At 67.1% G+C, this 22,779-nt stretch carries 18 protein-coding genes; 11 read left to right on the top strand and 7 right to left on the bottom strand.

Annotated features, from left to right (window positions below; genetic code table 11):
- From C560_RS0108905 to C560_RS0108890, 4 genes are all read left to right on the top strand, one after another.
- Positions 1–1,002 (top strand): ABC transporter permease, encoded by a 1,002-nt coding sequence (locus C560_RS0108905; protein ID WP_026537945.1) that lies wholly within the window; start codon positions 1–3, stop codon positions 1,000–1,002.
- A complete protein-coding gene (locus C560_RS0108900) occupies positions 999–3,167 on the top strand; it encodes a dipeptide ABC transporter ATP-binding protein (protein ID WP_026537944.1) in 2,169 nt (722 codons plus the stop codon). The genes C560_RS0108905 and C560_RS0108900 overlap by 4 nt, the downstream gene beginning before the upstream one ends.
- 69 nt (positions 3,168–3,236) lie before the next feature.
- Entirely contained in the window at positions 3,237–4,934 is a 1,698-nt protein-coding gene (locus C560_RS0108895) for an ABC transporter family substrate-binding protein (RefSeq protein WP_026537943.1), read from the top strand.
- A gap of 165 nt (positions 4,935–5,099) precedes the next feature.
- Positions 5,100–6,155: a Gfo/Idh/MocA family protein gene (locus C560_RS0108890; RefSeq protein WP_026537942.1), complete on the top strand. Its 1,056-nt coding sequence runs from the start codon at positions 5,100–5,102 to the stop codon at positions 6,153–6,155.
- Between the two features lie 76 nt (positions 6,156–6,231).
- Here the strand turns inward: C560_RS0108890 and ald are convergent, their stop codons facing one another.
- Positions 6,232–7,350: an alanine dehydrogenase gene (ald, locus tag C560_RS0108885; RefSeq protein ID WP_018775404.1), complete on the bottom strand. Its 1,119-nt coding sequence runs from the start codon at positions 7,348–7,350 to the stop codon at positions 6,232–6,234.
- A 246-nt stretch (positions 7,351–7,596) separates the two neighbouring features.
- Between ald and C560_RS0108880 the strand changes: the two genes are divergently transcribed.
- Positions 7,597–8,817: a PucR family transcriptional regulator gene (locus tag C560_RS0108880; protein WP_026537941.1), complete on the top strand. Its 1,221-nt coding sequence runs from the start codon at positions 7,597–7,599 to the stop codon at positions 8,815–8,817.
- Positions 8,818–8,825: 8 nt separating this feature from the next.
- Here the strand turns inward: C560_RS0108880 and C560_RS0108875 are convergent, their stop codons facing one another.
- From C560_RS0108875 to ptsP, 3 genes are all read right to left on the bottom strand, one after another.
- Positions 8,826–9,089, bottom strand: a complete 264-nt coding sequence (locus C560_RS0108875) for a hypothetical protein (RefSeq protein ID WP_026537940.1) — start codon at positions 9,087–9,089, stop codon at positions 8,826–8,828.
- 74 nt (positions 9,090–9,163) lie between these two features.
- Entirely contained in the window at positions 9,164–9,586 is a 423-nt protein-coding gene (locus tag C560_RS0108870; protein WP_026537939.1) for a helix-turn-helix domain-containing protein, read from the bottom strand.
- A gap of 22 nt (positions 9,587–9,608) precedes the next feature.
- On the bottom strand, positions 9,609–11,294 hold the full coding sequence (ptsP, locus tag C560_RS0108865; RefSeq protein ID WP_026537938.1) for a phosphoenolpyruvate--protein phosphotransferase: 1,686 nt from the start codon (positions 11,292–11,294) through the stop codon (positions 9,609–9,611).
- Positions 11,295–11,478: 184 nt separating this feature from the next.
- Here ptsP and C560_RS0108860 point away from each other — a divergent pair, with 184 nt between their 5' ends.
- The 5 genes from C560_RS0108860 to C560_RS0108840 all read left to right on the top strand — a co-directional run bounded on the left by C560_RS0108860 (position 11,479) and on the right by C560_RS0108840 (position 17,320).
- Complete coding sequence (locus C560_RS0108860) at positions 11,479–12,207, top strand: TetR/AcrR family transcriptional regulator (protein ID WP_026537937.1); 729 nt, start codon at positions 11,479–11,481, stop codon at positions 12,205–12,207.
- A gap of 58 nt (positions 12,208–12,265) precedes the next feature.
- Positions 12,266–14,251, top strand: a complete 1,986-nt coding sequence (locus tag C560_RS0108855; protein WP_026537936.1) for a PTS mannitol transporter subunit IICBA — start codon at positions 12,266–12,268, stop codon at positions 14,249–14,251.
- The gene (locus C560_RS0108850) at positions 14,251–15,399 is read left to right on the top strand and encodes a mannitol-1-phosphate 5-dehydrogenase (protein ID WP_026537935.1); all 1,149 of its coding nucleotides are present in this window, start codon (positions 14,251–14,253) and stop codon (positions 15,397–15,399) included. The genes C560_RS0108855 and C560_RS0108850 overlap by 1 nt, the downstream gene beginning before the upstream one ends.
- 191 nt (positions 15,400–15,590) lie before the next feature.
- Positions 15,591–16,055 (top strand): MarR family winged helix-turn-helix transcriptional regulator, encoded by a 465-nt coding sequence (locus C560_RS0108845; protein WP_026537934.1) that lies wholly within the window; start codon positions 15,591–15,593, stop codon positions 16,053–16,055.
- 38 nt (positions 16,056–16,093) lie between these two features.
- A complete protein-coding gene (locus C560_RS0108840) occupies positions 16,094–17,320 on the top strand; it encodes an MFS transporter (RefSeq protein ID WP_026537933.1) in 1,227 nt (408 codons plus the stop codon).
- 119 nt (positions 17,321–17,439) lie between these two features.
- Here C560_RS0108840 and C560_RS0108835 read toward each other — a convergent pair whose 3' ends face one another.
- The 3 genes from C560_RS0108835 to rraA form a co-directional block, all read right to left on the bottom strand.
- Positions 17,440–18,915, bottom strand: coding sequence for a sugar porter family MFS transporter (locus tag C560_RS0108835; protein ID WP_026537932.1), 1,476 nt, complete (start codon positions 18,913–18,915; stop codon positions 17,440–17,442).
- A 202-nt stretch (positions 18,916–19,117) separates the two neighbouring features.
- Positions 19,118–20,776 carry an MDR family MFS transporter gene (locus C560_RS0108830; RefSeq protein WP_026537931.1) on the bottom strand — a complete coding sequence of 553 codons (1,659 nt, stop codon included), beginning with the start codon at positions 20,774–20,776 and terminating at the stop codon, positions 19,118–19,120.
- Positions 20,777–20,879: 103 nt separating this feature from the next.
- Positions 20,880–21,356: a ribonuclease E activity regulator RraA gene (gene rraA, locus C560_RS0108825; protein WP_026537930.1), complete on the bottom strand. Its 477-nt coding sequence runs from the start codon at positions 21,354–21,356 to the stop codon at positions 20,880–20,882.
- Between the two features lie 155 nt (positions 21,357–21,511).
- On the opposite strand from rraA, the gene C560_RS0108820 reads away from it, so the two are divergent.
- Positions 21,512–22,777 carry an MFS transporter gene (locus C560_RS0108820; protein ID WP_026537929.1) on the top strand — a complete coding sequence of 422 codons (1,266 nt, stop codon included), beginning with the start codon at positions 21,512–21,514 and terminating at the stop codon, positions 22,775–22,777.
- The last annotated feature ends 2 nt before the right edge of the window (positions 22,778–22,779 follow it).

The raw sequence follows: 22,779 nt of genomic DNA, 5'->3' as shown, positions 1-22,779 counted from the left end.
ATGACCAACCTCAACACGATTGACCCGGCCGCCGTCCTGGACGAAGGAAAGTTCGGCGGCGACGACGTCGTGATCGGCAAGTCGCGGATCATCCTGCGGCGCTTCCTGCGCAACCGCACCGCCGTCGCCGGCCTGGCCATCTTCCTGGCCCTGACCCTCTTCTCCTTCATCGGCGGCTTCTTCAGCGGCTGGGACAAGGAGACCATCGACCCCTTCAACATCGGCATGCCGCCCTCCGCGGAGCACCTGCTGGGCACCTCCCAGGCCGGGATCGACCTCTACGCCCTGACCGTCGAGGGCACCAGGGTCTCGATCCTGATCGGCGTCGTCGTAGGCCTCGTCTCGGTGCTGATCGCCGCCGTCTACGGCTGCACCATGGCGTTCTTCGGGCGCAAGGTGGACAAGGTCATGCTGTTCATCCTCGAAGCCCTGATCATGATGCCGGCCCTGCTGGTAGTCGCGGTGGCCACGAGCGGCGGCGCCAACGGCCTGAAGAACACCGTCCCGAGCTGGCTGCTGCTCATCATCGTGCTGCTGGTCTTCAGCTGGATGGGCACCGCACGCCTCATCAGGTCCCTGTCGCTCTCACTCATGCAGCGTGACTTCGTCAAAGCCTCGCAGTACATGGGCATCCCGTCGCACCGGATCGTCTGGCGCCACCTCGTGCCGAACATCGGCTCCCTGCTGGTCCTGGAAGTCACCCGCGGGGTCACCGGCGCCATCCTCGCCGAGGTCGCGTTCTCCTTCATCGGCATCGGCATCAAGGTCCCCGACGTGAGCCTGGGCGTACTGATCGGCCAGTCGACCTCCCAGGTCTCCACGTTTCCGTGGATGTTCTGGGCCCCCCTGATCGTGATGTTCCTGCTGACCGGCTCGCTCGCCATGATGAACGACGGCCTCCGCGACGCGTTCGACCCCAGCTCCAGCTCCGTTGGCCGCGCTAAGAGGGTCAGCGCCACAGGCACGAAACAGTCTGGCAAAACACAGAAGAAGATCAAATGACCAGCAACACCACCGCACGGGACACCGCCCAAGGCACCGCCGAGCGCCTCCGCGCCGCCGGACTGCACGCCCCCACCGACGCGGTCCTCTCTGTCCGGGACCTCAACGTCCGCTTCAACACCGAAAACGGCGTGGTGCACGCGGTGCGCGGCGTCGACTTCGACGTGATGCCCGGCAAGACACTGGGCATCGTGGGCGAGTCCGGCTCCGGCAAATCGGTCACGTCCATGGCGATCATGGGCCTGCTGCCCCCGACGGCGGAAATCACCGGGTCCGTCCGGCTGCAGGGCAAGGAGCTCCTGGGCCTTAGCGACAAGGCCATGTGCCGCCACCGCGGAAGCGACCTCGCGATGGTGTTCCAGGATCCGCTGTCCTCCCTGACCCCGGTCTACACGGTCGGCACCCAGATCATCGAGGCCCTGACCGTCCACAACCCGACCATGAGCAAGCAGGCCAAGGAAGCCCGCGCCGTCGAACTGCTGGGGCTGGTCGGCATCCCCAGCCCGAAGGACCGGCTCAAGGCCTTCCCGCACGAGTTCTCCGGCGGCATGCGCCAGCGCGTCATGATCGCCATCGCCATCGCCAACAACCCGCGGGTCCTGATCGCCGACGAGCCGACGACGGCGCTGGACGTCACCATCCAGGCGCAGGTCCTCGAGGTGCTCCACGCCGCCCAGGAGGAGACCGGCGCCGCCGTCGTCATGATCACGCACGACCTCGGCGTGGTCGCCGGCATGGCGGACGACATCATGGTGATGTACGCGGGCAGGCCGGTGGAGACCGGCAGCGTCGATGACATCTACTACAGCCCGCGGATGCCCTACACCATGGGCCTGCTCGGCGCGGTCCCGCGCGTGGACGTCGCGGAAAAATCGTCGCTGGTGCCGATCGATGGCATCCCCCCGAACCTCACGCAGCCGCCCACGGGCTGTTCGTTCGCGCCGCGTTGCCCGCTGGCCACCGAGGCCTGCCTTGACGGCGAACCGGATCTCCGGGCGGTGGCGCCCGGTGCCGGGCACAGCGCCGCCTGCATCAAGAGCGAGGCCCTCGCCGACGTCGACGTCCACACGGTTTTCGCCGTCCCGGCCGTGCCGGTGTCCCGCTTTGACAGCCTTCCCCGGCACGAACGCAAGACTGTCCTGGAACTCCGCGACGTCAGGAAGCACTTTCCCCTGATGAAGGGCGCCCTGATCAAGCGCAGGATCGGCACGGTGAAGGCCGTGGACGGTCTGAGCTTCGATATCCGCGAGGGCGAGTGCTTCTCGATAGTGGGGGAGTCGGGCTGCGGAAAGACCACCACCCTGCTGGAAATCATGGAATTCCACAAGGACCAGGACGGCGAGGTGGTGATCGGCGGGCTGAGCAACAAGCAGGCCGCCGACGCCCGGGCCAAGAGCGCCATGCGCAAGGAACTGCAGATGGTGTTCCAGGATCCCACTGGGGCACTGGATCCGCGCTTCACCGTCTACGAGGTCCTGGCCGAGCCGATGGAAAACCTGGGCATGCCCAAGGCCGCCATCCGGAAGCGGATCATGGAGCTCATGGAGCTGGTGGGCCTGCAGGCGGACCACGTCAACCGGTTCCCCAACCAGTTCTCCGGCGGCCAGCGCCAGCGCATCGGCATTGCCCGCGCCCTCGCGGTGAACCCCCGGCTGGTGGTCCTGGACGAGCCCGTCTCCGCCCTGGACGTGTCGGTGCAGGCCGGCGTCATCAACCTCTTGGACTTACTCCGTGCCGAACTCGGCCTCAGCTACCTCATGGTGGCCCATGACCTCTCCGTGGTCCGGCACATCTCCAACCGCGTTGCCGTCATGTACCTGGGCAAAATCGTGGAGATCGGCGACGTCGACGCCGTCTTCGACAACCCCCGCCACCCCTATACCCGTGCCCTGCTCTCCGCGATCCCGGTACCGGATCCGGAGCTGGAGCGCACCCGCGAGCGGATCATCCTCCAGGGCGACCTGCCCTCGCCGCTGGAAGCGCCGGCAGGGTGCAACTTCGCCACCCGCTGTCCCGTCTTTGCGGCCCTGCCGCCGGCCAAGCAGGAGAAGTGCCTGACCCTGGAACCGGCCCTCGAAGCGTCCGCCGCCGACCAGCAGTTCGCCTGCTTCTACCCGGACGGCGAACTGGACGCGGACATGCTGGTTGTCCACGAAAACCACTGACTCACCTCACCAGCACACCACCCGAGAACCCACGCATCACACTCGCATGAAAAAAATGAAGGGGATCACATGAAAAATCGGACCAGGATCGGCGGCCTCACCGCCGTCGTGGCGGCCCTCGCGCTGACCGCCTGCGGCAGCGGTGGCGCTTCAACCACCGCCCAGAGCGCCAAGGCACAGGATGCCTCCGGCGACCTGAGCAAGCTGGTCAGCGTCAACGCCAAAAAGGCCGCCGACTTGCAGCAGGGCGGTACCGTAACGCTGCCCCTGGGCAACATCGGACCGGACTTCAACGGCTTCTCCAACGCGGGCAACTCGGCGGACAACACTGAACTGCACTACCCGATCGACGAGGCCGGCTACGTGGGCTGCTGGAAGCTGGACTTCGACGGCACCGCCAACCTCAACAAGAACTTCTGCGAAGACTTCAAGAGCGAGATCAAAGACGGCAAGCAGACCCTCACCATCAAGATCAACCCGAAGGCCGCCTACAACGACGGCACCCCGATCAACGCCGCCACGTTCGAGAACACGTGGAAGATGCTCAACGGCCAGAACAAGGACATCGACATCGTCTCGTCCGGGGCCTACGAGTTCATCGACTCCGTCAAGGCCGGAAGCAGCGACAAGGAAGTCGTTGTGACCACCACCCAGCCGGTGTACCCGCTCAGTGACATGTTCGGCGGATTCATCCCGCAGACCGTCAACACTCCCGAAATCTTCAACACCGGCTTCACGGGTGAACTGCACCCCGAGTGGATGGCCGGCCCGTTCAAGGTGGACAAGTTTGACTCTGCCGCAAAGACGGTCTCCCTTGTGCCGAATGACAAGTGGTGGGGCGAGAAGCCGGTCCTGGACAAGGTGATCTTCCGCCAGCTGGAGGCCAGCGCCGAGATCGCCGCCTTCAAGAACGGCGAGATCGACATGGCCGACGGCCGCACGCTGACCAAGTACAAGCAGCTTGAAGGCACCAAGAACTCCGAGGTCCGCCGCGGCCAGCGACTCTTCGCCGGCGGCCTGAACCTCAACGCCCTGAAGGCCCCCCTCACCGACGTCGCAGTCCGCAAGGCAATCTTCACCGCCGTGGACCGTCCCGCCATCCGCGCCGTCCGCTTTGGCGGCCTGAACTGGGAAGAGAACAGCTCGGGCTCGATGATGCTGATGCCGTTCTCGAAGTACTACCAGGACAACTACCCGGTCAAGGAAACCGGCACCGATGCCGCCAAGAAGGTCCTGACCGACGCCGGCTACAAGGCCAACGCCAAGGGCATCATGGAAAAGGATGGCGTCCCGGCGTCGTTCAAGATCACCAACTTCGGTGACGACCCCACCGCCCTCGCCACCGTGCAGACGCTGCAGAAGCAGCTGCAGGCAGCCGGCATGGACGTTGGCATCGACCAGCGCGGCGACGCCGACTTCGGCAAGGTGGTTGGCAGCCGCGACTTCCAGCTCACCATCAGCGGCTACACGGTAGGCGCCGACGCCACCTCCGGCGTGAAGCAGTTCTACGATTCCAAGACCAACGAGAACGAACTCGGTGACGCCGAGCTGGACAAGGCCATCAAGGACCTCGCGTCCATCCAGGATGACGCCCAGCGCAACAAGGCCGCCATGGACGTCGAGAAGAAGCACATGGAAAAGTACTTCTCCATGGGCGTCATCATGAACGGCCCGCAGATCTACTTCGCCCGCACCGGCCTGGCCAACTACGGTGCAGCCCTGTTCCAGACCCCGGACTGGAGCGTCGTCGGCTGGGACAAGAAGTAAACCCTGCTGATTGAGCAATACTGAGCAGCACTAAGCACCACCAAGCACCACCAAGCAACGGCCGAGGCCGGTGCCCCCGGAACCATCCGGGCGGCGCCGGCCTCGTTCGATTAAGCCCTGCCGGTCAGCCACCCGGGCTCCGGCCCAGCCGGTAGCCTTGGCACCATGAGCAACGATTCAACCCGGCCCATCCGCACCGCCGTCGCCGGCTTCGGCCTTTCGGGCAGCGTCTTCCACGCCCCGTTCATCGCCGCAAACCCCGCCTATTCGCTCGACGCCATTTCCACCTCCGACGCCGCCAGGAAGTCTGCCGCCGCACACAGCTATCCGGCGGCCAGGATCGTGGACACCCCGGCCGATATCCTGGAGCTCGCAGGCGAACTGGACCTGCTGGTGCTCGGCACGCCGCCCGCCACCCACTACCCACTCGCGAAAGCGGCGCTGGAAGCCGGGCTCGACGTCGTCGTCGACAAGCCGTTCGCTGTCCGCAGCGCCGAAGGACAAGAGCTCATAGACCTGGCCGCTCGGCTGGGCCGGGTGCTCACGGTGTTCCAGAACCGGCGCTGGGACGGCGACTTCCTCACGGTGAAGGCCCTCATGGACACCGGAGCCTTCGGCACGGTCAGCCGCTTTGAGTCCCGCTTTGAGCGGTGGTCGCCCGACGTCCCCAAAGCGTGGAAGGCGGCCGCCACGGCGGACGACGGCGGCGGAGTGCTGTTTGACCTCGGCACCCACCTGCTGGACCAGGCCGTGCAGCTTTTTGGGCCGGCCACGGTCACGCACGCGGAGCTGGCCGCCCGGCGGCCCGGAAGCAAGGCGGACGATGACGTCTTCGTGGTCCTGCGGCACAACTCCGGGGTGACCAGCCACCTGTGGATGAACATGCTGTGCGCCCAGCAGGGCCCGCGCTACCGCATCCTGGGCAGCGAGGGCGGCTTCACCAAGCACGGCGTGGACCCGCAGGAGCCCTACATCGTGGCCGGCGGAAGCCCGCTGGACGCCGACTACGGCGTGGAAGATCCGGACTGGGCCGGGCTGCTGGGACGCGACGGGCACCTGGACCGGCTGCCCACCGAACGCGGCGCCTACCCGGAGTTCTACCGGATCCTGGCCGCCAAGATCGCCGACGGCGGTGCCGCCTCGGCGCTGCCCGTCCCCGTCGACCCCGCGGGCCCGCTCCAGGTGTTGCAGCTGATCGAGCAGGCCCGGTCCCTGGCTTAAACACCGATCGGCTGCTCCGCAACTGCCGTTCTGGGGGTCCAAAAGGGCGGTAACGGAGCAGCCGATGCAGTGGTGGCTACGCGGAGACCAGCTCGTGCCAGTCGGCGACGAGGGGCAGGTTGTGCGCCTCGGAGACCGAGCGGTGGGCAACCTTGCCGCCGGCGATGTTCAGGCCGGCGGCCAGGGCGGCGTCGCGCTCAAACGCGGCCTTGACGCCCAGGTTAGCCAGTGAAACGGCGTAGCGCAGGGTGACGTTGGTCAGCGCGTACGTGGACGTGTTCGGGACGGCGCCGGGCATGTTGGCGACGCAGTAGAAGATCGTGTTGTGGACCTTGTACGTCGGTTCCTGGTGCGTGGTGGGGTGGGTGTCCTCGAAGCAGCCGCCCTGGTCCACGGCGATGTCCACCAGCACGGAGCCGGGCTTCATCCGGGCCACGAGCTCGTTAGTGACGAGCTTCGGGGCCTTGGCGCCCGGGATCAGGACCGAACCGATGACGAGGTCGGCGTCGACCACGGACTTCTCGATCTCGTACTTGTTGGACGCGACGGTCTTCAGGCGGCCCTGGTACTGGGCATCCAGTTCGCGCAGGCGGTTGATGTTGATGTCCAGGATGGTGACGTCGGCGCCCAGGCCCAGGGCCATGGCGGCGGCGTTGGTGCCGGCAACACCGGCGCCGAGGACAACGACCTTGGCCGGACGGACGCCCGGGACGCCGCCGAGCAGCACGCCCTTGCCGCCAGCCGGGGCCATCAGGGAGGTGGCGCCGACCTGCACGGACAGCCGGCCGGCAACCTCGGACATCGGGGCCAGCAGCGGCAGGGACCTGCCCTCCTGGACCGTCTCGTAGGCGATGGCGGTGACGCCGGAGTTGATCAGTGCCTGCGTCAGTTCCGGCTCGGCGGCCAGGTGCAGGTAGGTGAAGAGGACCAGGCCCTTGCGGAAGCGGTGGTATTCGGCCTTGACCGGTTCCTTGACCTTCAGCACCATGTCGGCGCGGCCCCAGACGTCGTCGGCTTCGGCGACGATCTCGGCGCCGGCGATCGCGTATTCCTCATCCGTGATGCCGGAGCCCAGGCCCGCGCCGCGCTCGACGAGGACCTCGTGGCCGTGGGTCCGGAATTCGTGGACGCCGGCCGCCGTGATGGCGACGCGGAATTCGTTGTTTTTGATCTCTTTGGGTACGCCGATGATCATTTGTTAGCTCCAGTGGGTGGTGGCCTCGTGGGCCAGGATGAGCGGGGGGATTCGTACTTCCAGAATAAATCCCGCTGTGAGGCACGCGACAGGTGCCGCCGGCGGGGGTGGGACGCCCGCCGCGTCATTCCAGGGTTTTTGAAATTCGGGGATAGACATTTGTCGAGGGAGCGGACGTCAGGTGTCGGCTCGTGTCCGTCGCGGATGCATTCGCAGTGCGGCGGGCCGGGGCAGTAGTCTGGCAGGATGCAGCAGCAGGACGTGGAGCAGCTCGTGGAGCAGGTGGCGCAGCGGCTGGGCCGCGGTCTCTCCCTCGAGGACCTCGACGGCTTACTCCTCGCCTACAGCTCCAACCAATCCCATGCGGACCGGGTCCGGGTGAACTTCCTGCTCAGTAAGCGGGTCCCCGTGGACGTCATCGCGTGGCAGCTCTCGCACGGGATTGCGACGGCGGTCCGGCCGGTCGTCGTGCCGGCCAACGCCGACCTCGGCATGCTGGGGCGCGTGTGCGTGCCGCTGCTCGTGCGGGGCTTCCGGGTAGGGTACCTGTGGGTCCAGCTCGACGCCGAGGAGCCCGGCGCCGCGACCGTCCTGGCCCAGTTGCAGGATGTGGCCCCGGAGCTGGAGCAGCTGTCCTCCCTGCTGCTGGATTCCAACACGGCGGAGTCCGAGTTCCGGCGCCGGCGCGAGCAGGAGTTCCTGGCGGCCTGCGCCGGGGAGGCCAACGCGGCGGCGGCTGTCGCGGGCTGGAAAGAAGTCCAGGGCAAGGGGCCCTGGCAGCTGGTGACCGTTCTGGACGCCGATGGCTGGGCCGGGGGCTCGGATCCCATTGCCGACACGCTCATTCACCGCTCCGCGGCGCTGCAGGCGACCATCGGGGTGGATGCCGCACTGTTCAGCGCCGGCACGGAGACGCACGCGGTGGTGCTCTTCAAGGAATCCACGGGACGCGCGGACCACGCCCAGGTGCTGGTCCACTATCAACTCGAACTCGCCAAACGCTCCGGGCGCACGGTCCGGCGGATCATCCTGGGCACGTCCGAGGGATTTGCCAAGCCGCGGGAATTGGCCGAGGCCTACCGGCAGTCACGGCAGGCGGCCCAGGCCGCCGCGGTGGATCCGCAGCTGGGCGAGCTCGTCGACTGCCGGGCCACCGGCGTCTACCAGTTGCTGGCCTCGGCCGGGGGCGGCGCGGGGGCTTGGGCCGATGCCGGCTCCGTGTATTTCCGCATCCTCGAGGATCATGACCGCAACCACGAGCTGCTGCCCGTGCTGGAGCTGTTCTACGACAACGACGGCTCGGTCCAGGAGGTCGCGGCCAAGCTGCACCTGCACCGGAGCAGCATCTACAACCGGCTCGGCCGGATCCGCCAACTGCTGGGCGTGGACCCGTTGAAGGGAATGGTGCGGCTGGAACTGCATGCCGGGCTTAAGGCGCGGCGCTGGGCGGCCCGGCCCAGAATCTAGCGGCGCGCTTAGCCCTCGCGCTTGGAGGGGTCGGCGTCGAGGGCCGGCTTCGCATCGTTGCCAAGGTCCTGGCGAAGGTCCGGGCCGGCCGTGCCGGCGGCGTTCCGGCGGCGGGCAATCCGGCTGTCCACCCAGAGCGAGACCGCTACGAAAGCGACGCCGCTGGCCAAGTAGGTGGCGGTATTGTTCAGGCCCATCGCGGTTCCGAAGATGCCAGCGAGCAGCATGGCGGCGATCCCTGCCACGATGTGCCACCCTCTGAATTTACCCACATTCCAAGCTTAACCCGCGGGATATCAGTGCTTCCGCGCCGGACGGGGATCGTTGCTTGATCCTTATCACTGCTTCATGAAGCATCTGCTCCCTCGTCATCCTGGCCGGCCGGCGTCGCGGCGCCCGTACTATTCTTCTTCTGCGATTCGAGCCAGGCCATGACATCGGCCAGCCGGATCCGGCGGTGCGTTCCCCGGTATTCCACCGGGATCACGCCGCGGTCGGTCATGTTCCGCAGATACGTGTGCGAGATCCCCGCAAGCTCCGCGGCCCGGGACGTCGTCAGCATTTCCTCGACGCTGCTGACCGTCACGGCCTCGCCGCGGCTGAAGCGGCCCAGGAGATCGACGACGGCGTCCCGCGCCGCCGGCGGCAGCCGGTGGACCGTGCCGTCCACGAACACCGTGATGTCGTGGCTGCCGTCGAGGGCGTACCTGAGGTTCTGCGCATCCTCGGCCGGGAGGCCGGCCGTGACCCGGGGGGCTATCAGTGCCATGAGTGCATCCTAGCCGCAGCCACTACAGCCCAAGGTCCTCCAGCACCGGCAGCTTTGCCCGCACCCAGGCCCGGGCCTCGGTAGCGCTCGGCGCGGACAAGGCCAGCTTGGCGAGCTCCCGCGCTTCGGCCAGGGTGACGGTCTTCAGTACGGCGGCGACGGCCGCGATGGAACGCGCCGTCATGGACAGCGTGGTGACGCCCAGCCCCGTGAGGACGACGGCGAGGGCAGGGTCCGCCGCGGCCTCGCCGCACACGCCCACCGGTTTGTTGTGGCCCTCGGCCGCGGAACCTTCCACGGTCAGGCCCACGAGCCGCAGCACGGCGGGCTGCCAGGGCGTGTTCAGGGCGGCCAGCGGGCCGAGCTGGCGGTCCGCTGCCATGGCGTACTGGGTGAGGTCATTGGTGCCCAGGCTGGCGAAGCCGACCTCGCGGAGAATGGCCTCGGCCGTCAGCGCCGCCGACGGGACCTCCACCATGACGCCGGGCGTCTTGATCCCTGCCGCGGCGCACAGCGAGGCAAAGCGGGCCGCTTCCTCAGCGGTGGAAATCATCGGGGCCATCACCCAGACGTCGGCCTCGGATGCCTTCTCGGCCAGGGCAATGGCCTGCAGCTGGCGCTCCAGGACCCCGGGCGTGGTGAAGTCGGTCCGGTAGCCGCGGACGCCCAGGGCGGGGTTGGGCTCGGTGGCGTCGGTCAGGAACGGCAGCGGCTTGTCCGCGCCGGCGTCGAGCGTGCGGAGCACCACTTTCTTGCCGGGGAAGGCGTCGAAAACGCCCTGGTAGGCGGCGGCCTGTTCCTCCACGGTCGGCTCGGTGTCCCGCTCCAGGAAGCAGAACTCGGTCCGGAACAGCCCCACGCCCTGGGCGTTCAGGCCGGCCGCGGCCACGGCGTCCTTGGCGCCGCCGACATTGGCCAGGAGCGGCACGAGGTGGCCGTCCGCCGTCGTGCCGGTCCCGTCGAAGGCGGCGAGCAGCGACGCCGTGGCGGCCCAGTGGGCTGCGGCCGCGCGCTGGGACTCGTCGGGGTTCGCGGTGATGAGGCCGGCCGCGCCGTCCACGTACACCTCGGTGCCGTCGGCGAGCTCGTCGACTCCGGCCGCGGCGACCACGGCGGGCAGGCCTAGGGAGCGGGCAATGATCGCGGTGTGGGACTGCGGGCCGCCGCCGGCGGTGACCAGGGCCAGGATCTTCTCCGGATCCAGGGTGGCGGTATCGGCCGGGGCCAGGTCCTCGGCGATGAGGATGAACGGGGTGGGGGACACGGGAATGCCCGGTGCGGGGACTCCGCGCAGTTCCGCCACGATCCGGGAGCGGACATCCAGGACATCCGTGGCGCGCTCGGCCATGTAGCCGCCCAGGTTGTGCAGCATTTCCGAGACCGAGGCGCCGGCTTCCCAGATCGCCCGCTGCCCGGAAGTTCCGCGGCTGATCAGTTTCGCGGCGGACTTGAGCAGCATGGTGTCGGTGGCCATCAGGGCCGTGGCCTCGAGGACGGCCTTGCCGTCGCCCGTGACGGTCTCGGAACGGGCCTTCAGTTCGTCGTGGACGGATTTCGCCGCGGCCTTCAGCGCCGCCGTCGCGTCTTCCGCCGTGACGCCGGCGGCGAGCTGCTCTCCGGCGGGCGGTTCGCTGATCGGTTTGGGCATCTGCCGGACGGTGCCGATGATGCGGCCGGGGCTAACGCCTACTCCTGGGAAGTTCTGCACTGAAGGTCCTCATTTTCTGTCGTAGGCCAGTGGCCACAAGCCGGTAAATCAAGTGCCGCCGCTGACCCTGCTGGTCAAATGCGCCTGCGGCTGACGGCTACGGCAGCGGGCGGGTCACGGCACCTGAAAAAATTGTATGTGATGCAGTTCATATAGCGTTGCTATAGGTGCTAGGGTAGCGGTTATGAGTATCGATGGCCAGCTACCACCCAAGGCCCGGCTGCTGCGTGCGGCCGCCGAGCTGCTGGCCAACTCCGGCGGATCCCCAATCTCGACCCGCCAGATCACGCAGCAGGCCGGTGTCACGGCACCGACCCTCTACCACCACTTTGGTGACAAGGAAGGGCTGTTCGACGCCGTCGTCGCAGCAGGTTTCGACGAATATGTCGCGGGCGAACGTGACTTCGCGCCCTCTGGCCAACCTCTGGAGGACATCCGGAGGATGTGGGACAACCATGTCCAGTTCGGGCTGAAACAGCCGGAACTGTATCTCGTCATGTTCGGCAATATCCGCCCTGAGAGCCGCCCGGCCATCGTCGCCGATGCCGAGGCCCTCATGGAGGAAATGCTGAACAAGGCGGCTGTCTCCGGCCAGCTCAACGTCCCGCCCAAGGAGGCGGCCAGGTCCATCCTGGCGGCCAACGTGGGCATGACACTCATGCTGATCGCGGAAAAGGCGCCGGAGCGGAACCTCGAGCTCTCTGCCATGACCCGCGATGCCATGATCTTTGCGGTTTCCACCGAGCAGGCCCGGGACAACGGTTCTGTCGACAGCGGAAAGTCCTCAGTGGTTGTGGCGGCCATCGCATTGAACGCAGCACTGCAGGCGTCCCACTCGGACCAGCTCTCCAGCTCGGAACTCAAGCTCTTCCTCGAATGGCTCCACCGGATCTCCAACAGCTCCACCAGCTAGCTCGGCGAAATTATCGGACCATCCTGCAAAGCAGCGGGAATGACGGTTAGGAATTCACATGGCAACAGAGACAGTTGCGAAACCACGCACCAGCGTCCGCGTGCACGTCCAGAAATTCGGGACGTTTCTGTCCGGAATGATCATGCCCAACATCGGCGCCTTCATCGCCTGGGGCTTCATCACGGCCCTCTTCATCCCGGCGGGCTTCTTCCCCAACGCGGAGCTCGGCAAGCTTGTCGGGCCCATGATCACGTATATGCTCCCGCTGCTGATCGGCTACACCGGCGGCCGGATGGTCTACGGCGTGCGCGGCGGCGTGGTGGGTGCGGTGGCCACGATGGGCGTCATCGTCGGTACCGACATCCCGATGTTCATCGGCGCCATGATCCTTGGCCCGCTCACTGCCTGGATCATGATGAAGCTGGACAAGATCTGGGAAGGCCGCGTCAAGCCCGGCTTCGAGATGCTGATCGACAACTTCTCGGCAGGCATCCTGGCCGCCGCCATGGCGGTCGTCGGCATGCTGGTGGTCGGCCCGATCGTGAAGGCCTTCAGCAATGGAGCCAGCGCCGTCGTCGAATTCCTCGTCCTCAACGGCCTGCTGCCGTTCACGAGCATCTTCATCGAGCCCGCAAAGGTCCTGTTCCTCAACAACGCCGTCAACCACGGCATCCTTACCCCGCTGGGCACGCAGCAGGCGCTCGAGCAGGGCAAGTCCATCCTGTTCCTGCTCGAAGCCAACCCCGGTCCGGGCTTCGGCATCCTGCTCGCCTTTTCAATCTTCGGCAAGGGTCTGGCCAAGGCGTCCGCGCCGGGCGCAGCGGTGATCCAGTTCGTCGGCGGTATCCATGAGATCTACTTCCCATATGTCCTGATGAAGCCGATGACGATCTTCGCCGCAATCGGCGGCGGCATGACCGGCATCTTCACGCTCGTGGTCACCGGCGCCGGACTCCGGTCCCCGGCAGCCCCGGGCAGCATCATCGCGGTTTACGCCTCAACGGCACGCGACAGCTACGTCGGTGTGACGCTCTCCGTCCTGTTTGCCACCACGGTGTCCTTCCTAATCGCCTCGGTGGTCCTGAAGGCCAGCAAGGCGCCCGCCGAGGACGACCTCGACCAGGCCACCCACCGGATGGAGGCCCTGAAAGGCAAGAAGAGCTCGGTGTCCGCCGCCCTGATCGGTGAGGGCGTGGGTGCCAGCGGCGTCGCCGTCCTCGCCACCCCGATCAAGAACATCGTCTTTGCCTGCGACGCCGGCATGGGCTCCAGCGCGATGGGCGCCTCGGTGCTCCGCAACAAGATCAAGGCCGCCGGCTTCCCGGACGTCAAGGTCACCAACTCCGCGATCGCCAACCTCACCGACACGTACGACGTCGTCATTACGCACCAGGACCTGACCGAACGGGCCAAGCCCGCGACCGCCAGCGCCGTGCATGTCTCTGTGGACAACTTCATGAACAGCCCGCGGTACGACGAGATCGTGGAACTGGTCGAGGCCAGCAACACCGAAGCCGTCACCACGGATGCGGGAGCGGCCGCTGCCGCGACCGGCGCCGTCGGCACCCCGGAGGCCCCCGCGGCAGCCGAGGCCGAACCCGAGGAGGGCCCCGCCGGCATCCTGGTGGCCGAAAGCGTCGTCCTCAACGGCCACGCGACCACGCGGGACGCCGCGATCGACGAGGCCGGGCAGCTCCTGCTGGACCGCGGCGCCGTCGACTCCGGCTATGTGGACGCCATGCACGAACGCGAGGAATCCGTGTCCACATACATGGGCAGCTTCCTGGCGATCCCGCACGGCACCAACGCCGCGAAGGACCACATCATGAAGTCCGCGGTCTCTGTTGTCCGCTACCCGAACGGCATCGACTGGAACGGCAAGGAAGTGAAGTTCGTCGTCGGTGTGGCCGGCGTCAACAACGAGCACCTGCACATCCTGTCCTCAATCGCCAAGGTCTTCACCAACAAGGCCCAGGTGGCCCAGCTCGAGGCGGCCACCACGGTTGACGAAGTGCTGGCCCTGTTCGGAAAGGTCAATTCCTAGTGAAGGCTGTTCATTTCGGAGCCGGAAACATCGGGCGCGGCTTCGTGGGCCTGCTGCTGCACGACGCGGGGTATGAGGTGGTGTTCGCCGACGTCGCGGACGCCCTCATCACCGAGCTGGCCGCCGCGGACAGCTACGAGGTCCACGAAGTGGGCGAGAACCCCGCCGTCCGGACGGTCAACAACTTCCGGGCGCTGAACTCCGGCACCCAGGAAGCCGCCGTCGTCGCGGAAATCGCGACGGCGGACATCGTCACCACCGCCGTGGGGCCGCACATCCTGAAGTTTGTGGCGCCCGTGATCGCCAAGGGGATTGCCGCCCGCCCCGCCGGGCTGGCGCCCCTGCAGGTGATGGCGTGCGAGAACGCGATCAATGCCACGGACATCCTGAAGTCCGAAGTCGTTGCCCAGTGGGATCCGGCCGCGGGTTCCCTGGACGCGGCCGCCGTGTTTGCCAACACGGCGGTGGACCGGATCGTGCCGAACCAGGAGGCCGGGCAGGGCCTGGACGTCACGGTGGAGACGTTCTATGAGTGGGTGATCGACGGTACCCCGTTCGCCGGGAAGGAGCCGGTGATCCCGGGCGCGACGTTCGTGGACGATCTGGAGCCGTACATCGAGCGGAAGCTATTCACCGTCAACACGGGGCACGCCGCGGCGGCCTACTTCGGATTCGAGGCCGGCCTCGGCAAGATTTCCGAGGCCATGGCCGATCAGGACGTCGCCGCCGATGTGCGCGCCGTCCTGGACGAAACCAAGGAGTTGCTGGTGGCCAAGCACGGCTTCAACCGGGCGGACCAGGAGGCGTACGTGGAGAAGATCCTGGGCCGCTTCTCCAACCCGCACCTGCCGGACACCGTCACCCGGGTGGGCCGTGCCCCGCTGCGCAAGCTCAGCCGGCACGAACGCTTCATCGGTCCTGCTGCCGAGCTGGCCGAACGCGGAATTGTCCCCGAGGCGCTGCTCGGGGCCATCGCCGCGGCCCTGCGCTTCAACGATCCGGCCGACGCCGAGGCCGTGGAGCTGGCGAAAATCCTCTCCGCGTCCACGCCGGACGAGGCCACGGAGAAGATCACCGGCCTGGCCGCGGACCACCCGCTCTTCGCCGCCGTCTCCTCCCTCATCGAGGAGGCCAAGGCGGTCGTCTGATCAACGCCCTAACCCAACGACGCTCCCTCACATCGCGCGGGTTTTTCGGTGATCCTCCCTCAGCTGATGGTCCGATGCAGGCCCTCCCTCACTCTTGGTGAGGGAGGGCCTGCATTTTTGACGCGAAAAGTGAGGGAGGGTCGGGTGTGGCGATTGACCATTAGGAAGCCTAACTGTTAGGCTACCTAACTATGAACGTCAGTGAACCGGTCGACCCGGGCCTCCTCGCTCTCGCCGAGGACTTCCGCGAGGCCCTCCGCCACAGCATCTATCTCGTCCGCCGCCTGGACGCCGACGGCGAACTCAGCGCCGCCCAGCTCAGCATGCTCAAGATGCTGATGGACGCCGGGCCCGCCGGGGGCGGCGTCAGGGTGGGCGAAATCGCCCGGAACCTCGGCGTCAAGGTGCCCAGTGCCACCGAGCAGATCATCAAGCTCGAGCGCGCCGGCCTCGCCCGGCGGGAACCGGACCCCGACGACTCCCGCGCCGTCCGGGTCACCCTCACGGACGCCGGCCTCGCCGCCGTCGCATCCGCCAACGAGCGCCGCAACACCGTTATGGCCGGCGTCCTCTCATCCCTTTCGGACGAAGACCGGGCCGCCCTCGCGGCCGCCCTCCCGGTCATCGGCAGGATCAACGCGACGCTCCTGGCCTGATCTTCACCCAACAATTCCAATCACTTAGGAGTGCCCCCATGCACGGCCACCCCGCCGACACCCTGCCGGCCGCGGAAGTAACCCTCGAGGCCGAGAAGGCCTCACTGCTCAAACAGCCCAAGGCGGTGTGGGCCACGGCCCTCGCGGCGGTGTTCGCCTTCATGGGGATCGGGCTGGTGGACCCCATCCTGCCGGCGATCGCCAAGAACCTGGACGCCTCGCCGAGCCAGGTGTCGCTGCTCTTCACGAGCTATTTCCTGGTGACCGCCGTCGCCATGCTGATCACCGGCTACGTCTCCTCGCGGATCGGCGGGAAGCGGACGCTGCTGATCGGGCTGGCGGTCATCGTCGTGTTCGCCTCCCTGTCCGGCACGTCGGGCAGCGTGGCTGAGCTCATCGGCTTCCGCGCCGGCTGGGGGCTGGGCAACGCCCTGTTCGTGGCCACGGCGCTGGCCGTGATTGTCGGCGTCGCCAGCGGCGGCGCCGGCACGGCGATCATCCTGTACGAGGCCGCCCTCGGCCTGGGCATTTCCCTCGGCCCGCTCCTGGGTGCACTGCTTGGCGGCTGGCAGTGGCGCGCCCCGTTCTTCGGCACGGCCGTGCTGATGGCCTCCGCGTTCATCGCACTCATTGCCCTGCTGCCCAAGACTCCGCTGCCCGAGCGGAAAGTCCGGCTCCGGGATCCGCTGCTGGCCCTGGGGCACAAAGGACTGCGGACGACGGCGGCCAGCGGCCTGTTCTACAACTACGGCTTCTTCACCGTCCTCGCCTTCACGCCCTTCATCCTCGGCATGGACGCCTACGGGATCGGCGGGGTGTTCTTCGGCTGGGGTGTGGCCGTCGCAGTCTTCTCGGTCTTTGCCGCCCCCGTGCTGCAGAACCGCTTCGGAGCGGTGCGGGTCCTCACCGGCACCCTGGTCCTGCTGATGCTCGACCTCGTGGGACTGGGCCTGGCCGCCGGGCACTCGGTGCCCGCCGTCGTCGTCCTCGTGGTCATTTCAGGGGCGCTCCTGGGCATCAACAACACCATCTACACGGAGCTGGCCATGGGCGTGTCCGATTCGCCCCGCCCGGTGGCCTCGGCCGGCTACAACTTCGTGCGCTGGATGGGCGGCGCCCTGGCGCCGTTTGCCGCCGCGCAGCTGGGCGAGCACTTCGGCCCGCAGGTGCCCTTCTTCGCCGGTGCGCTGGCCATGTTGGCGGCCATCGCGGTGGTCTTCGGCGGACGCCGCTACCTGGCGGCGCACGAGCCGCACGTGGTCTAGCCGCGCCCGGCGTCGCGCCGAGCCCGTCTTTCGTCACAAAGAACGCCCATGTTTCAGCGGAAACATGGGCGTTCTCTGTCACCTCGCCGAGTGCAACGCTGACGTCACGTCACGCCGGCTCAGGCCCTGGCGGACTCTTTCGCGGATTCCTTGGCGGCTTCCTTTGCGGATCCCTTGGGCACGAACAGGGTTTCGGCCTGCTCCAGGGACATGCCGTTGGTCTCCGGCACCTTGAACATGACGAAGAAGAACGACGCCGCCGCGAACACCGCGTACATGGCGTACGTCAGCGGCAGGGAGGCCGCCGCCATGACCGGGAAGCTCAGGGTGATGGCGAAGTTGGCGATCCACTGCGCGGCCGCAGCCAGGCCCAGGGCCCGGGCACGGATCCGGGACGGGAAGATCTCCCCCAGCAGTACCCAGACCAGCGGGCCCCACGAGGCGCCGAAGCTGATGACGAAGACATTGGCGGCGACCAGCGCGGCCGGACCCCACGCCCCGGGCAGCGAGATCGCGTCCCCGGACCCGGTAGCCGAGCCGAAGGCCAGCGCCATGGTGCCCAGCGAGAGGGCCATGCCGATGGAGCCCGCCAGCATGATGGGACGGCGCCCGATCCGGTCCACCAGGGCGATTGCCACGAGCGTGACCAGGATGTTGGTGATGGCGGTGGCCACGGAAATCGTGAGTGAATCCTTTTCCTGGAAGCCCACGGCCTTCCACAGGGTGGTGGAGTAGTAGAAGATCACGTTGATGCCGACGAACTGCTGCAGCACGGACAGGATGATGCCGATCCAGACCACCGGCTGCAGGCCCAGGGCCTTGCCGCGCAGGGATCCCTTCTGGCCGGCGAGCTTGTCCTCATCGATGGCCTTCTTGATGTCGCGCAGGTGCCGGTCCGAGTCCTCGTCCGGGGCGATCGACGTGAAGACCTTGAGGGCCTCCTCGTCCTTGCCCTGGAACACCAGGAACCGCGGCGATTCGGGCAGGGTGAAGGCGATCCAGCCGTAGACGACCGCGGGGACGGCGGCGGCCATGAACATCCAGCGCCAGGCTTCCAACCCAAACCACAGGGCCTGGTCCGCGCCGCCGGCCGACGTCGCGAACACGGCGTCGGAGAGCAGGGCGGCGAAGATGCCGGTGGTGATCGCCAGCTGCTGAAGCGAGGCCAGGCGGCCGCGGACGTGGCGGGGGGAAATTTCGGAAATGTAGGCCGGCGCGATCACCGAGGCAAGGCCGATGCCGAGCCCGCCCACCAGGCGCCAGAAGATCAGGTCCCAGACGCCGAACGCGAATCCGGTGCCGATGGCGCTGACGAGGAACAGCAGCGCACCGACCTTCATGGCCGGGATCCGGCCGTAGCGGTCGGCAATCTTGCCGGCAAGGTAGGCGCCTGCCGCGCAGCCGAGAAGGGCCACTGCGACGGCGAAGCCGGTCACGGCCTCGCTGAGGGCGAACTCGTCCTTGATCGCGTCGACGGCTCCGTTGACGACGGAGGAGTCAAAGCCGAAGAGGAAGCCGCCGACGGCGCCCGCTACGGCCAGCCAAATGACCCTTTTCGGGATCTTGGCGGCGGTCTGGTCATGGGTGGTGGTCATACGGCTCCCTTGGCAGTTCGCGGTCCACGGCCTTCGCCGCAACTACCCAGTCTTACACCCGACCCGGCGTGCCCCCTGTCACAACCACCGGAAAGTGAGACGAAACATACACTCTGCAACTGCTGCGGCTGGGGGCAGACGACGACGGCAGGCAGTCCGGAAGACTGCCTGCCGTCGTCGTATTCCAGCCCTCGGGACCGCCCTAGTGGGCGGCGGCCACGGCACCCTCCCGGGCGACCGTCTTCGGGTCCGTGAGTTTCTTGTTCGGCAGGGCGAACGTGATCAGGAAGGCGATGCCGGTGAGCACAGCGGCTGTGAGCATGACGGCGTCGATCGACTGCGCGAACCCCTCGGTGATGGGGCGCGTCAGTGTCGCGTTGGCGGTGTGCAGCCAGCTGGTGTCGTTGAGAGAATCGTTGCTGGCACCGTTATTGAAGAACTCGTAAAGCTTGGCGTTGGCAGGGTCGGCCGCCACTGCCGGGTCCTTGAGCACCTTGAGGTAGTCGGCATTCTGCGCGGCGTCCTTCATGCCCGTGGCGATCTTGTCCGCCGCGAGGCTGAAAAGCATCGAGATGAACACGGCCGTGCCAACCGCGCCGCCCATGGAGCGGAAGAACGCGGCGGAGGACGTGCCCACGCCCATGTCCTTCGATGGCACGGAGACCTGCATGGCCAGCGTCAGCGGCTGCATGCAGAAACCCAGTCCCAGGCCGAAGAACACCGCGATGGCGCCCGGGACCCACAGCGGCGTGTCCACGCCCAGGGAGAGGCCCATGACGACGGCGGCCACCGTAAGCGTGGCGGTGCCCAGGATCGGGAAGATCCGGTAGGTGCCCGAGGCTGAGATGGTCCGGCCCGCCGTGATGGAGCCGGTGAGGATACCCACGGTGAAGGTGATCATCATCAGGCCGGCCTCGGTGGGGGTCAGGCCCTTGACCAGCTGCAGGTACATCGGCAGCATCGCGATGGCGCCGAACATGCCGATGCCGATGATGAAGTTCAGCAGCGAGGACAGGCCGAAGGTGACGTTCTGGAACAGCCGGAGCGGGATCAGCGCGTAGTCGCCGGCTCGCCGTTCGGCCAGCAGGAACGCGATAATGCCCACGACGCCCAGCCCGTAGCAGAGGTAGGAGTTCGCGGAGCTCCAGCCCCAGGTGCGGCCCTGTTCGGCCACGAGGAGGAGCGGCACAATGGCCAGCGTGATGGCCGCGGCGCCCCAGTAATCGATCTTCTGCTTCACGTGCTTGGCGGGGAGGTGCAGGTACATGAACACCACCGTGAGGGCCGCGAGGCCGATCGGGATGTTGATCAGGAACACCCAGCGCCAGCCGTCGATCCCGAGGATAGTTTCGGTGCCTGCGAAGGCGCCGCCGATCACCGGACCCAGGACGGAGGAGATGCCGAAGACCGACATGAAGTAGCCCTGGTACTTGGCCCGGTCCTTGAGCGGCACGATGTCGCCGATGATGGTCAGGGCGAGGGCCAGGAGGCCGCCGGCGCCCATGCCCTGGATGCCGCGGGCAATGGCGAGCTCGGTCATCGAGTGGACCGAGCCGGCGTAGAGCGAACCGGCGAGGAAGATCACGATGGCGATGAGATACAGCGGGCGGCGCCCGAAGATGTCGCTGAGCTTGCCGTAGAGCGGCGTGCTCACCGTGGAGGTGATGAGGTAGGCGGTGGTGGCCCAGGCCTGCAGGGAGAGGCCGTCGAGGTCGTTGGCGATCGTGTAGATCGAGGTGGACACGATCGTCTGGTCCAGCGAAGACAGGAACATGCCGAGCATGAGTCCCACCATGACGGTGATGGTCTGACGGTGGGTCAGGACCTCTCCCGCGGCGCGCACGGAGGTGGTTTTGGACATGACTGCTCCAAGGTGAAGTGTGGGGATCAAGCGGATAGTTGCTTTCAGTAACTATGTTACTGGCTGAATTGTTCCCGCCACGACCTCGGGGCGAAGAAAGTCCTTAGCGTTCGACCAGGATCCCGTCCGGATCGCACCAGATCATCGCCCCGGGGCGGATGGCCACGCCGTCGATCTCCAGGGGAACGTCGATTGCCCCGGCGCCGTCCTTGGCGCTCTTGCGCGGGTTGCTGCCCAGTGCCTTGACCCCGAGCGGCAGCCCCGCGATGGCGAGCCGGTCCCGGATGGCGCCGTTGATGACGACGCCGGCCCAGCCGTTCGCGACGGCGCTCGCCGCGATCATGTCCCCCATCAGCGCCGTGCGGAGGGAGCCGCCGCCGTCGACCACCAGCACGGAGCCGTGGCCCGGAGTGGCCAGCACGGACTTGACCAGCGCGTTGTCCTCCAAACACTGAATGGTCCGGACCGGCCCGCTGAAGTGCGTGTGCCCGCCCAGAGACTGGAACTGCACCGACACGGACTCCAACTCCCCGCCGCGCTCGTCGTATAGGTCTGCAGTATTGAGGACGGAAGCGTTCACGGTGACTCCTTGGGTAATAACCGGATGACCTGGCTGAGCGGGTTGGCAGCGTGTTTCATGACCGAGACTCGCACATTGCACCCAGATCTGCCGAGTCCCGGTAGTCTGGCTCCGCACTGATTACATATGCCTGATCATCAGTTCCAGGGGGAGCCATGAGCATGTCCGATACCACCGCGCCGGCGCTCGCCGAACCCGAACGCCGCGTCACCCCTGTCTGGACGGCAGGGGTGGTATTGGTCAACGTCGGCATCAACGCGGCGTTCTTCGGCCCGCTCCAGGTGCTCCTCGGCCAACAGGCGGCAGCCTTCAGTGAACCGGACAAGGAAGCCATCCTCGCCCTCGTGACGGGTGCGGGTGCGGCCGTCTCCCTGGTCGCCAACCCGCTCTTCGGCGCCTTCAGTGACCGGACCACCGCGCGCCGGGGCCGGCGGGTGCCGTGGGTGCTCTTCGGCGCCGTCCTGGGTGCCGCGGCCCTGATAGCGCTGGCAGGCGCCCCTGGCGTCGCCGCCATGACGCTGCTCTGGTGCCTCGTCCAGGCCGGCTGCAACGGCGCCTACGCGGCCATCACGGCGGCCATCCCGGACCGCGTGCCGGTGCCCCAGCGCGGCACCGTCGGCGGCCTGGCCGCCATGGGCCAGACAGCAGGAATCCTGGCCGGGGCGGTGATCGCCGCCGCCGTCGCCGGAAACTTCGCCGCGGGGTACGTTGTCTGCGCGGCGGCGCTGCTCGCCGGCGTCGTGCTCTATTACTTCAAGAACGACGACGTTCCGCTGCCTGCGCAGGCCCGTCCGCCGTTCAGCCTGGGCGGCTTCATGCGGGGCTTTTGGATTTCCCCGGCCCGCTACCCGGATTTTGCCTGGGCCTGGCTGACGCGGCTCCTGGTGAACATCGGCAACCACATGGTCACCCTCTACCTGCTGTTCTTCCTCAACGACGCCGTCCGGGTCCGCGAAACCCAGGGCATCGAGCCCGCGTTTGGTGTCCTGATCCTCACGGGCCTGTATGCGGTCATGGTGATCATCACCAGCGTGGTCGGGGGCCGGCTGAGCGACCGGCTGGGCCGCCGGAAGCCGCTGGTCATCATCTCCTCCGCGGTGATCGCCGCGGCCTCCCTCATTCTTGCGTTCGCGCCCACCTGGCCGGGTGCGCTGATCGGCGCGTCCGTGCTCGGCGTCGGCTTCGGCTGTTACCTGGCGGTGGACTTTGCCCTCATTACCCAGGTGCTGCCCACGGCCCTGAACCGGGGCAAGGATCTTGGCGTCATCAACATCGCCAACTCGCTGCCGCAAGTGCTCGCCCCGCTGGTCGCCTACCCCTTTGTTGCATTCTGGGGTGGCTATGTTGCGCTGTATGTGGCGGCCGCCGTGATTGGGCTTCTGGGCGCCGTGTTCGTGGTGAAGATCAAGGGAGTGGACTGAGC

The sequence above is a fragment of the Arthrobacter sp. 9MFCol3.1 genome, assembly GCF_000620385.1.
Lineage (GTDB): Bacteria > Actinomycetota > Actinomycetes > Actinomycetales > Micrococcaceae > Arthrobacter.
This window is presented reverse-complemented; position numbering and strand designations above follow the sequence as displayed.